The following is an 11,505-nucleotide window of genomic DNA, read 5'->3' on the forward strand; positions in this document are numbered from 1 at the left end:
ACTCCCAAATAGTCATTTCTTGAATACGCACAAGCCAGCGCGAAGGCTGGCTTGTAGGTGTTTTCTAACGAAAAAACAAATCAGTCAGCTTGTGGGGCTTCCACCGGCTTGACTGCTTCTTCGTAGGAGACCGACTTCTCGGTCACGCTAGCTTTCTGCAAAACAGTATCCACAACTTGCTCTTCGAGCACAACCGAACGTACTTCGTTCATTTGCTGCTCGTTCTTGTAGTACCAGGCCACAACCTGCTCAGGTTCCTGGTAAGCAGAAGCCATTTCCTGAATCATCTCGCGAACGCGGGTGTCATCAGGCTTGAGGTCGAACTGCTTGACCACTTCAGCAACGATCAGACCCAGCTCAACGCGACGCTTGGCTTGCTCTTCGAACAGCTCGGCCGGCAGTTGATCAGGCTTGATGTTGCCACCAAACTGCTGAACAGCCTGGACGCGCAGACGGTTCACTTCGTTTTCCAGCAAGGCTTTTGGCACTTCGATCGGGTTGGCGGCCAGCAAGCCGTCCATTACCTGATTCTTGACCTTGGACTTGATGGCCTGACGCAGCTCGCGCTCCATGTTCTTGCGAACTTCGGCGCGGAAGCCTTCGATACCGGTTTCCTTGATACCGAATTGCTTGAAGAACTCTTCGTTCAGCTCAGGCAGCTTGGGCTCGGAAACAGTGTTGACGGTAACGGTGAACTCGGCAGCTTTACCCGCCAGTTCGAGGTTCTGATAGTCTTCCGGGAAAGTCAGGTTCAGAACACGCTCTTCGCCAGCTTTTGCGCCAACCAGACCGTCTTCAAAGCCAGGGATCATGCGGCCGGAACCCAATACCAGCTGGGTGCCAGTGGCGGAGCCGCCAGCGAATGCTTCGCCGTCAACCTTGCCAACAAAATCGATGTTCAGCTGGTCTTCGTTCTGGGCGGCACGATCAGCCACTTCGAAACGGACGTTCTGCTTGCGCAGGATTTCCAGCATGTTGTCCAGGTCGGCATCAGCCACGTCTGCAGACAGACGCTCAACGGCGATGGACTCGAAACCGGCAACGGTGAATTCCGGGAACACTTCGAAAGTAGCGATGTATTCCAGGTCTTTGCCTTTTTCAAAGGTCTTTGGCTCTACAGCAGGTGCGCCAGCCGGGTTCAGCTTTTGCTCAACCACAGCTTCGTAGAAAGTAGCCTGGATCAAATCACCCAGTGCTTCCTGACGCGCGCCGTCTTCATAACGCTGACGGATCACGCTCATAGGCACTTTGCCTGGACGGAAGCCAGGGATCTTGGCTTTACGTGCGGTCTGCTGCAGACGCTTGTTGACTTCAGTCTCGATGCGTTCGGCAGGCACGCCAATGGTCATGCGGCGCTCAAGAGCGGAAGTATTTTCAACAGAAACTTGCATGGATATTCCTCGTTGCACAGACGTTAGCCGGCGTTTCCGACCCCAGAATCAAGGGCATGCATTCTAGTGGGTCAAACTCAAGAAGTCACCCTACTGAAAAAGGGCGCATATAAAGGAAGGAATCAGACGATCAGCGACTGGCAACCGCAGCTACTCTCGACTGACCGAAACGCGTCTGGCACGGCCTTGCACAAGGCATCACGCACCCAGCCTCAGCGTCGACTCCATTCCGCGAAGCACACCTCGCACGACCGACGGCAGCCAGGCTGGCCGGTCAGCGAGACGAAAAACAATAATCCTGAAACAAAAAAAGCCGCACTAGGCGGCTTTTCTCAAACGTCATGACCGCATAGCAGCTGTGACGCGTTTTAATCTTGGTGCGGACGGAGAGACTCGAACTCTCACACCTTGCGGCGCTGGAACCTAAATCCAGTGTGTCTACCAATTCCACCACATCCGCGTACAAGCTTTTAAAGCAAAGGCGCCAGATTATAAGTCTGGCGCCTTTCTAAATATGGGGTGGACGAAGGGGATCGAACCCTCGACAACGGGAGTCACAATCCCGTGCTCTACCAACTGAGCTACGCCCACCATATTGCATGTAACCGTGACATCTTACTTGCACTTGCCAAAGCTGCCTTAATGGCGCACCCGGCAGGACTCGAACCTGCGACCATCCGCTTAGAAGGCGGATGCTCTATCCAGCTGAGCTACGGGCACTTATATAATCTGTACTCTTTAACGATTACAAATTAAAAGGCTTTTTAATCACACCGAGCTAAGTAACCGCTCCGCCTGATTCAACACCGAACCTCATCTAAACATCGACTTGATTATCAGTGCCAGCTTAACCAGTGCTGGGTTGTACCCGGCAAGTGCGACGAATCTTATAGACGACCCTAAAGGTCGTCAACTCTTTTTTAGAAAAAAATTCAGTTAGATAAAGGAGTTAGGAGAATATGCAGACCAAGCGCCTTTGCCCACGCGCGATGACATGCGAGAATGCGCGCTCTTTTCCGATCCCTCTCGATGGTTAATCACGCGTAATGACTGCAAAACTAATCGACGGCAAAGCGATCGCAGCCAGCCTGCGTCAGCAGATCGCCAAACGGGTCGCCGAACGTCGCGAGCAAGGCCTGCGAACACCCGGCCTCGCCGTGATTCTGGTGGGCAGCGACCCTGCTTCCCAGGTCTATGTCTCCCACAAGCGTAAAGACTGTGAAGAAGTCGGCTTTGTCTCTCAGGCCTACGACCTGCCCGCCCAGACGTCACAAGCAGAACTGACCGATCTGATCGATCGTCTCAATGATGATGCGAACATCGACGGCGTGCTGCTGCAATTGCCACTGCCCGAACATCTGGATGCCTCCCTGTTGCTGGAACGCATTCGCCCGGACAAAGACGTGGATGGCTTCCATCCCTATAACGTCGGTCGCCTGGCCCAGCGCATTCCGCTGCTGCGCCCCTGCACACCTAAAGGCATCATGACCCTGCTGGAAAGCACCGGTGTCGATCTCTATGGTCTGGACGCGGTCGTGGTGGGCGCTTCCAACATTGTCGGTCGCCCTATGGCCATGGAGTTGTTGCTGGCCGGTTGTACAGTGACCGTAACCCACCGCTTCACCAAAGATCTGGCGGGCCACGTTGGCCGTGCTGATCTGGTGGTGGTAGCGGCTGGCAAACCGGGTCTGGTCAAAGGCGAGTGGATCAAGGAAGGCGCTATCGTGATCGACGTTGGCATCAACCGTCAGGACGATGGCAAGCTGGTCGGCGATGTGGTGTACGAAACCGCCCTGCCCCGCGCTGGCTGGATCACGCCGGTGCCGGGTGGCGTAGGCCCGATGACTCGCGCCTGCCTGCTCGAAAACACCCTGTACGCAGCAGAGACCCTGCACGGCTGATCGTCGTGTCACGGGGTAAATGAAAACGGCACCCCGAGGGGTGCCGTTTTTCATCGCGCAGAGGCCTTACTTCTTGGCCGCTTCCCAGCTCTTCAGCAAATCAGAGTAAGCGATGGTTTCGCCCTTCGGCTTCTCATTCGCCAGCTTGCGTTGTGGGGCCAGGAACTTGCCGCCACTCTGCTCAGCTTTGGTGTACCACTCTTCCGCCGAGGTTTCCGGGTTCATTTTAGGCGCGCACTTACTGGCGTCCTGAACCTTGGAGCGCTCGATACGCGTCATGATCGCATCCTGATCCTTGGCCAGACCGTCCAGTGCCTGCTGTGCGGTTTTCTCACCGGTTACGGCCTCGGCGACGTGACTCCACCACAGCTGCGCGAGTTTCGGATAATCCGGCACGTTGGTCCCGGTAGGCGACCATTGGACCCGGGCCGGGCTGCGGTAGAACTCTACGAGACCACCGAGTTTGGGCGCCAGCGCGGTCATCTCCTTGGAGTTGATGTCCGATTCACGAATCGGCGTCAGGCCCACGATGGTTTTCTTCAGGGAAACGCTTTTCGACGTCACAAACTGAGCGTAGAGCCAGGCAGCCAGACGTTTTTTCTCGTCGGAAGATTTCAGGAAGGTCCAGGAACCCACATCCTGATAACCCAGCTTCATGCCTTCTTTCCAGTACGGGCCTTTTGGCGACGGCGCCATACGCCATTTCGGGGTGCCATCGGCGTTCATCACGGGCAGACCCGCTTTGGTCATGTCAGCTGTAAACGCGGTGTACCAGAAAATCTGCTGAGCCACGTTACCTTGCGAAGGCACCGGCCCGGATTCGGAGAACGTCATGCCCGCGGCCTCAGGCGGCGCATAGGCTTTCAGCCAGTCGATGTATTTCTGGGTTGCAAACACTGCCGCTGGCCCGTTGGTGTCGCCGCCGCGGGTAATGCTGGAACCCACCGGGCGGCAGTCTTCTACCCGAATACCCCACTCGTCCACCGGCAAACCATTAGGCAGCCCTTTGTCGCCACTGCCCGCCATGGAGAACCAGGCATCGGTGAAGCGCCAGCCCAGCGATGGGTCTTTCTTGCCGTAGTCCATGTGACCGTAAACTTTCTTACCGTCGATTTCCTTCACGTCTTCGCTGAAGAACTTGGCAATGTCTTCATACGCCGACCAGTTGACCGGCACGCCCAGTTCATAGCCGTACTTGGCCTTGAACTTCTCTTTCAGGTCTGCGCGATCAAACCAGTCAGCGCGGAACCAGTAAAGGTTGGCGAATTGTTGATCGGGCAGCTGATACAGCTTGCCGTCCGGCGCCGTGGTGAACGAGGTGCCAATGAAGTCTTTGAGGTCCAGCGTCGGCGAAGTGACCTTGCTGCCTTCAGGACTTGCCATCAAGTCGGTCAGGGACATCGCTTTACCGTAGCGGAAATGGGTACCGATCAAGTCGGAGTCATTCACCCAGCCGTCATAAATGCTTTTGTCCGACTGCATGGCGGTCTGCAGTTTTTCAATGACGTCACCTTCCTGCAGCAGGTCATGGGTGACTTTGATGCCCGTGATTTCGGTGAAGGCCTTGGCCAGGGTTTTCGATTCATATTCGTGGGTGGTCAAGGTTTCGGAAACCACCTTGATGTCCATGCCGCGAAACGGTTCGGCGGCCTTGATGAACCACTCCAGTTCTTTCAATTGTTCGGCATCGGAAAGCGTGCTCGGCTTGAACTCGCTGGCCGCCCACTTCTTGGCCGCATCTTCATATTGATCGGACCATGCCGAAACGCTCAATCCGCTGAGCATCACCATTGTCGCGAGCGTCACGCTATGTCGCAGCTTGTTTTTCTTATTGAACATAGACACCTCCAGTGTTGTTTCTTATGTAGTCCCGCTTCGAATATCGCTTACCGGATCAGCCAGGCATTGCGCTCATCCGTTCTCTAACCCCACCGCATCACTACCAGGAGCCACACCAGAGAAATCCCTGAAGCAACCCAGATACTCCAGTCAGTCGCGCCAATCACCAGCAGATGCAGATAAGCGCTACCCAACAGCCCGATGAACAGTCGGTCGCCACGGGTGGTGGCAATCGGCAGAAAACCACGACGCTCAATACTGGCCGAGCGCAATTCCCACACCGTCATCCCAGCCAACAGCAATGCAATGCTGCCGAAGAAGATCGCGGTGGGCAGTGTCCAGGACATCCACTCCATTTTTTCGACTCCTCAGACCCGACCAAGAGCAAAGCCCTTGACCACGTGGTTACGAACGAACCAGATCACCAGCATGCCGGGCAAGATGGTCAACACCCCCGCCGCCGCCAGGACGCCCCAATCAATACCCGACGCCGAGACTGTGCGCGTCATCACCGCCGCGATCGGCTTGGCGTTGACCGACGTCAGGGTGCGAGCCAGCAGCAGTTCAACCCAGGAAAACATGAAGCAGAAGAACGCCGTCACACCGATACCCGAGCCGATCAGCGGCACAAATATCTTTGCGAAAAACTTGGGAAAGCTATAACCGTCGATATAGGCGGTTTCATCGATCTCCTTGGGCACACCGGACATGAAGCCCTCCAGAATCCACACCGCCAATGGCACGTTGAACAGGCAATGAGCCAGCGCTACAGCAATATGGGTATCGAACAGTCCGATGGACGAGTACAGCTGGAAGAATGGCAGCAGGAAAACCGCAGGCGGTGCCATGCGATTGGTCAGCAACCAGAAGAACAGGTGCTTGTCGCCCAGAAAACGATAGCGGGAAAACGCATAAGCGGCGGGCAATGCGACGCTTAGCGAGATCACGGTATTGAGGCAAACGTAGTACAGAGAATTAATGTAGCCGCTGTACCAGCTTTCGTCGGTGAAAATCACCTTGTAATTGGCCAGGGTGAAATCCTGTGGCCACAAGGTCAGGCCGCCGAGGATTTCAGTGTTGGTCTTGAACGACATGTTCACCAACCAATAGATCGGCACCAGCAGAAACAGCAGGTAAATCCACAGCGGTATGATTTTGCGCAGGTTCATGTCCGCCTCCTCAGTTCTTTTCGCTATGGGTCATGGCGGTGTAGAACACCCACGACACGAGCAGGATGATCAGGAAATACACCAGCGAGAACGCCGCCGCAGGGCCCAGGTCGAATTGGCCCAGCGCCATGGTGGTCAGGGTCTGACTAAGGAAAGTGGTGGAGTTGCCCGGGCCGCCGCCGGTCAGCACGAACGGTTCGGTGTAGATCATGAAACTGTCCATGAAGCGCAGCATCACGGCGATCAGCAACACACTCTTCATCTTCGGCAGCTGGATATGCCGGAACACCGCCCAACTGGAGGCCCGATCAATACGTGCCGCCTGGTAATAAACGTCCGGGATCGCCCGCAAGCCGGAGTAGCAGAGCAACGCAACCAGCGACGTCCAGTGCCAGACGTCAATGATCAGCACCGTTACCCAGGCGTCCGATGCGTTGGCCGCGTAGTTGTAATTGATGCCGAGAACGTTGTTCAGCGTATAGCCCAGCAAACCAATATCGCCCCGGCCAAAGATCTGCCAGATGGTGCCGACGACGTTAAACGGAATCAGCAGCGGGATGGTCATGACGATCAGACAGACCGTCGACCAGCGTCCCTTGCTCGGCATGCATAACGCGATAGCGATCCCCAATGGAATTTCGATCAGCAGCACACACGCCGAATAGATGAACTGGCGCAGTAACGAGTCATGCAGACGAGGGTCCTGCAAGACCTGCCTGAACCAGTCGGTGCCGACAAAGTAGCGGCTGGACTGGTCGAAGATGTCCTGCACCGAATAGTTGACCACGGTCATCATCGGGATGATGGCGCTGAACGCCACCAACAGGAAAACCGGTAATACCAACCACCACGCCTTGTTGTTCTGAACCTTATTCATGGCCTGACTCCAGCAAGTAATCGTCGGCATAGACCATCAGCCACTGGCTCGGGAAGCTGATCCAGGCCTGACCCACGGGCACCGTTTTGTCCTCCTGCAGCCGCACCTTCAAGGCTTGCCCGGCCAGGCGCAGGGTTAGAATCTTGTAAGTGCCAAGGTCTTCAACGTGGCTGACTTCGGCGCACAGCGCGTCATCCACAGGACCGTCCCAAACGTGCACGAACTCCGGACGAATGCCGATCTTCAAGGTGCTCCATTGCTTCTCGGCAATGAGCTGCTGCATTGATTCGGACAGCGGTAAATGAACATCGCCGAAGCCCACACCACCCGCTTGCGGAGTCACATCAATGAGGTTCATTCCGGGGCTACCGATGAAATAACCAACGAACGTGTGGCGTGGTTTTTCGAACAACTCTCGTGGCGTACCGAACTGGACAATCGCGCCGCCGTACATCACGGCGATCTTGTCGGCGAAGGTCGAAGCTTCCAGTTGATCGTGGGTGACGTAGACCATGGTGATATTGAACTGCTCGTGAATCTGCTTGAGCTTGCGCCGCAGCTTCCACTTCAAATGCGGGTCGATCACCGTCAGCGGCTCGTCAAACAGAATCGCTGACACGTCATCGCGCACCAGCCCACGGCCCATGGAGACTTTCTGCTTTTCATCAGCGGTGAGGTTGCGAGCCTTTTTCTTCAGTAAGGGCTGCAGGTCCAGCACGTCGGCAATTTCATGGACTTTGGTGTGCACCCGCTTTTCGTCCATGCCCTGGTTGCGCAAGGGAAAAGCGAGATTGTCGTACACCGTCATGGTGTCGTAGACCACCGGAAACTGAAAAACCTGAGCAATGTTGCGCTGCTCCGGCGACAGGTCGTTGACCACCTTGGAGTCGAACATCACCTGACCTTCCGAAGGGCTGAGCAACCCGGAAATGACGTTCAGCAAAGTCGACTTTCCACACCCGGAAGGCCCCAGCAGTGCATACGCCCCGCCCTGCTCCCAGATATGACTCATCTCGCGAATAGCGTAGTCCTCTGGCCCGTTCGGATGTTTGCTATAGCTGTGAGCGAGGTTTTGCAGTCGGATCTCGGCCATCAGGCAACCCTCGCCATACGCAAGCCGGGTGCCTGAATCAGGCGGCCCTGCTCATCGAACACAAACAATTTATGGGTCGGGATGTACACCCGAATAGACGCATCAACGTCGTAGGCATGTACCCCCGGCAAGTGCAGAACCAGCGGGAAATGTTCGTTACGCACATGCAGAAAGGTTTCCGAGCCGCTGATTTCCGCCAGCTCCACGGTCACCGCCAGCTCAAGGTCATCGTCGTTTGACGGCACCAGACTCAAGTGGCTGGGGCGCACCCCAAAGCGGTAATTGCCATCGCCGATCTTGCGCAGGTCAACGTTGAGGGGGAAATGCACGAAATTGGCAAAGCTGACTTCGCTGCCCTGAATGCGCCCGGGCATCAAATTGATGGGCGGCTCGGAGAACAACTCGGCCGCCAGCACGGTTTGCGGCTGGTGATAGACCTCAGGTGTGCGACCACTCTGAATCACCCGTCCTTCATGCAGCACCGTGGTCGTGCCGCCGAGTGCCAGCGCCTCATTAGGCTCGGTGGTGGCATAAATGGCGATGGTGTGACGGGCTTCGAACAGCTCGCGCATTTCCTGGCGCAACTCTTCGCGCAGCTTGTAATCGAGGTTGACCAGCGGTTCATCGAACAGAATCAGGTCGGCATCCTTGACCAGCGCCCGGGCCATGGCGGTGCGTTGCTGCTGACCGCCGGACAATTCCAATGGATAACGGGTCAGAAACTTCTCGATGCGCAGCATTTTCGCGGTTTCCAGCACTTTGCTCTGGATCACGTCAGCGGCCACACCGGCCTGCCGCAATGGCGAAGCGATGTTCTCAAAGACGGTCATGCTCGGGTAATTGATGAACTGCTGATACACCATCGACACATTGCGATGGCGAACGGCCGTCTGGGTGACGTCCTTGCCATTCATCAGGATGCGACCGCGATCAGGCTTGTCCAGCCCGGCCATCAGCCGCATCAGACTGGTCTTGCCAGACAGCGTACGGCCCAGCAAGACATTGAAAGAACCGGGTTCGAAACTCAACGAAGCGTCATCGATCCAGGTTTGGCCGTCGACCACACGGCTGACGTGCTCCAGCGTTAAAGACATGGCTTGCCCTTTTTTGTCAGTTCTTATTCAGGGTGTGCGCGAATTCTTGTCAGGAGATAGCGACAATCGTGCCAAACCGGGCATTGCTACACACAGGCCCGAGATAGAGCCTCGGCGCGATATCACCAGGCTAATGGGCGTTCGGTGCTGAACAAAAGTGAACAGTAAAAACTGAACACCTGAACAAACTGAACATTGACTTTGAACAATCCTGAGCGACACTGGATGCACGCACGGGATTGGACGCCCGTGCCAGATCCATAAAAAAATAAAAATACATGCAGGATCCACCATGGCCATACACCGTGCATCCGTTGCTCATGACGCCATCATCCGAGACTCATGGTCCCGCTGTCGGGACTTTGGTCTGAGTCATCAGTCCAGCCCCTCTTTCGGCCAATTGCCGAAGGATCAGGTATCGCAGTTACTGGAGCGCCATCAGGCGCTGGTGCACACCACCCACCAGGAAGTCCTGCCTTTTTACGAAAACATCCTGAGTAACTCCAACTGCCTGATCATGCTGGCCGACGATCGAGGCCAGTTGCTCAAATCGTGGGGCAACCAGCGCTTTGTCGAACCCTCTCACGCTCATGGCTTCATGGCAGGCGCCAGCTGGGTCGAAAGCGCTACGGGCACCAATGCCATTGGCACCGCGCTGGTCTGCGAACAGGCGGTGCACATCGAGCACAACGAACACTTTCTCAAAGCCAACCGCTTCATGACCGGCTCGGCGGCGCCTGTTTACGACGCAGCGCGGCGATTGATTGCGGTACTGGATGTCTCCAGCGACAGCTTCCTGCCGCCTTCTCACACGCTGGGCATGGTGAAAATGATGAGCCAGTCGGTAGAAAACCGGCTGATCCTCGATCAATTTCAGGACAGCCACTTCCAGCTGACCTTCAACACCGGGCTGAACAACCTCGACAGTCAGTGGGCAGGTTTGCTGATATTTGATGAAAGCGGGCGGATCATCAGCGCCAACCGACGCGCCGATAATCTGCTGGGAGTGAGCCTGAAGCGGACGAGCATCGAGGCACTGTTCAATAACCCGACGGCTTTTCTGCTCAATCAGCCTGAGGGCCTGCCCTTCTCCCTGCTGGCCTCGGGCAACAACCGCTTTCATGGCGTATTGAAACGCCCCAAACGCAATCCGCTGAAAATGCATGTTTTCCAGCCCGCGCTGAAACCGACGGTGCAGGAAACTGTGCCCCTGTCTGCCGTCAGTCTGGGAGACGCCAAGGTCGATAAAGCCGTGCGTCAGGCTGAGCGGCTGCTTGAGAAGAACATCGCTCTGCTGATCCATGGCGAAACCGGGGTGGGTAAAGAGGTGTTCGTCAAAGCCTTGCACAACGCCAGTTCCCGATCCGCCAAGCCACTCATAGCGGTCAACTGCGCAGCGATTCCGGCCGAGCTGGTGGAGTCGGAGCTATTTGGCTATGAAAAAGGCGCGTTCACCGGCGCGCACCATAAAGGCAGCATTGGCCTGATCCGCAAGGCCGACAAGGGCACGCTGTTCCTCGACGAAATCGGCGACATGCCGCTGACGGTCCAGGCGCGTCTGTTAAGGGTGCTTCAGGAACGTTGCGTACAGCCGTTGGGCAGCAGCGAATTGCATCCAGTGGACGTGCGATTGATATCCGCGACCAACCGTAATCTTCGCGACGAAGTATTGGCCGGGCGCTTTCGTCAGGATTTGTATTACCGGATCAGCGGGCTGAATCTCGAACTCCCTCCGCTGCGTGAACGCACCGACAAGGCTGCACTGGTTCAGCGAATCTGGGAGCAGCATCGGGAAGCGCAGCAGACTCGAGGTTTCGAGCCGAAAGTGCTGGCATTGTTTGATCGTCACCCGTGGCCAGGGAACCTGCGTCAGCTCAGCAATGTGATTCAGGTGGCATTGGCCTTGGCGGATGATGAAGTGATCGGCACCGAGCATCTTCCGGATGATTTCTTTGCGGATCTGGAGATGAGTTTGCAGGATGCGCCGCCAGTATTCAGCGACAAAGTACAGCTGCACAAGACGGAAGACCTGGATGAGCTATTGCGGGATGCTGGCGGGAATATTTCCCAGTTGGCCAAGCGCCTGGGGGTGAGCCGCAATACGCTTTACAAGCGGTTGCGGGAACGGCAGGGTTGAGCCA

The 11,505-nt window shown here is 56.2% G+C and carries 9 protein-coding genes and 3 tRNA genes; 2 read left to right on the plus strand and 10 right to left on the minus strand.

Annotated features, from left to right (window positions below; genetic code table 11):
* Nucleotides 1-80 precede the first annotated feature (80 nt).
* The 4 genes from tig to H8S59_RS12515 all read right to left on the minus strand — a co-directional run bounded on the left by tig (nt 81) and on the right by H8S59_RS12515 (nt 2,111).
* On the minus strand, nt 81-1,391 hold the full coding sequence (tig, locus tag H8S59_RS12500; RefSeq protein WP_095100630.1) for a trigger factor: 1,311 nt from the start codon (nt 1,389-1,391) through the stop codon (nt 81-83).
* Between the two features lie 375 nt (nt 1,392-1,766).
* Nucleotides 1,767-1,851: transfer RNA gene (locus H8S59_RS12505), tRNA-Leu, on the minus strand.
* Between the two features lie 55 nt (nt 1,852-1,906).
* A tRNA-His gene (locus H8S59_RS12510) sits at nt 1,907-1,982 on the minus strand.
* Nucleotides 1,983-2,034: 52 nt separating this feature from the next.
* Nucleotides 2,035-2,111 (minus strand) — tRNA-Arg (locus tag H8S59_RS12515).
* 326 nt (nt 2,112-2,437) lie between these two features.
* Between H8S59_RS12515 and folD the strand changes: the two genes are divergently transcribed.
* The gene (folD, locus tag H8S59_RS12520; RefSeq protein WP_095100632.1) at nt 2,438-3,292 is read left to right on the plus strand and encodes a bifunctional methylenetetrahydrofolate dehydrogenase/methenyltetrahydrofolate cyclohydrolase FolD; all 855 of its coding nucleotides are present in this window, start codon (nt 2,438-2,440) and stop codon (nt 3,290-3,292) included.
* Nucleotides 3,293-3,358: 66 nt separating this feature from the next.
* Here the strand turns inward: folD and H8S59_RS12525 are convergent, their stop codons facing one another.
* From H8S59_RS12525 to H8S59_RS12550, 6 genes are all read right to left on the minus strand, one after another.
* Complete coding sequence (locus tag H8S59_RS12525; RefSeq protein ID WP_095100634.1) at nt 3,359-5,131, minus strand: ABC transporter substrate-binding protein; 1,773 nt, start codon at nt 5,129-5,131, stop codon at nt 3,359-3,361.
* Between the two features lie 83 nt (nt 5,132-5,214).
* The gene (locus H8S59_RS12530) at nt 5,215-5,487 is read right to left on the minus strand and encodes a DUF2160 domain-containing protein (protein WP_095100636.1); all 273 of its coding nucleotides are present in this window, start codon (nt 5,485-5,487) and stop codon (nt 5,215-5,217) included.
* A gap of 12 nt (nt 5,488-5,499) precedes the next feature.
* Nucleotides 5,500-6,300: a carbohydrate ABC transporter permease gene (locus H8S59_RS12535; protein ID WP_027898462.1), complete on the minus strand. Its 801-nt coding sequence runs from the start codon at nt 6,298-6,300 to the stop codon at nt 5,500-5,502.
* A 10-nt stretch (nt 6,301-6,310) separates the two neighbouring features.
* On the minus strand, nt 6,311-7,177 hold the full coding sequence (locus tag H8S59_RS12540; protein ID WP_095100638.1) for a carbohydrate ABC transporter permease: 867 nt from the start codon (nt 7,175-7,177) through the stop codon (nt 6,311-6,313).
* Nucleotides 7,170-8,270: an ABC transporter ATP-binding protein gene (locus tag H8S59_RS12545; protein WP_095100640.1), complete on the minus strand. Its 1,101-nt coding sequence runs from the start codon at nt 8,268-8,270 to the stop codon at nt 7,170-7,172. Before H8S59_RS12545 ends, H8S59_RS12540 begins: the two co-directional genes overlap by 8 nt.
* Nucleotides 8,270-9,364, minus strand: coding sequence for an ABC transporter ATP-binding protein (locus H8S59_RS12550; protein WP_087266302.1), 1,095 nt, complete (start codon nt 9,362-9,364; stop codon nt 8,270-8,272). Before H8S59_RS12550 ends, H8S59_RS12545 begins: the two co-directional genes overlap by 1 nt.
* Nucleotides 9,365-9,656: 292 nt before the next feature.
* Between H8S59_RS12550 and H8S59_RS12555 the strand changes: the two genes are divergently transcribed.
* Complete coding sequence (locus H8S59_RS12555) at nt 9,657-11,501, plus strand: sigma-54-dependent Fis family transcriptional regulator (protein WP_187521606.1); 1,845 nt, start codon at nt 9,657-9,659, stop codon at nt 11,499-11,501.
* The last annotated feature ends 4 nt before the right edge of the window (nt 11,502-11,505 follow it).

The organism is Pseudomonas folii, from assembly GCF_014357575.1.
GTDB lineage: Bacteria > Pseudomonadota > Gammaproteobacteria > Pseudomonadales > Pseudomonadaceae > Aquipseudomonas > Aquipseudomonas folii.

Bases quoted from the DNA above. Each gene is read 5' to 3' on its own strand.
- folD (WP_095100632.1), top strand. From the start codon at position 2,438: ATGACTGCAAAACTAATCGACGGCAAAGCGATCGCAGCCAGCCTGCGT.
- H8S59_RS12540 (WP_095100638.1), bottom strand. From the start codon at position 7,177: ATGAATAAGGTTCAGAACAACAAGGCGTGGTGGTTGGTATTACCGGTT.
- H8S59_RS12535 (WP_027898462.1), bottom strand. From the start codon at position 6,300: ATGAACCTGCGCAAAATCATACCGCTGTGGATTTACCTGCTGTTTCTG.
- H8S59_RS12550 (WP_087266302.1), bottom strand. From the start codon at position 9,364: ATGTCTTTAACGCTGGAGCACGTCAGCCGTGTGGTCGACGGCCAAACC.
- H8S59_RS12525 (WP_095100634.1), bottom strand. From the start codon at position 5,131: ATGTTCAATAAGAAAAACAAGCTGCGACATAGCGTGACGCTCGCGACA.
- tig (WP_095100630.1), bottom strand. From the start codon at position 1,391: ATGCAAGTTTCTGTTGAAAATACTTCCGCTCTTGAGCGCCGCATGACC.
- H8S59_RS12555 (WP_187521606.1), top strand. From the start codon at position 9,657: ATGGCCATACACCGTGCATCCGTTGCTCATGACGCCATCATCCGAGAC.
- H8S59_RS12545 (WP_095100640.1), bottom strand. From the start codon at position 8,270: ATGGCCGAGATCCGACTGCAAAACCTCGCTCACAGCTATAGCAAACAT.
- H8S59_RS12530 (WP_095100636.1), bottom strand. From the start codon at position 5,487: ATGGAGTGGATGTCCTGGACACTGCCCACCGCGATCTTCTTCGGCAGC.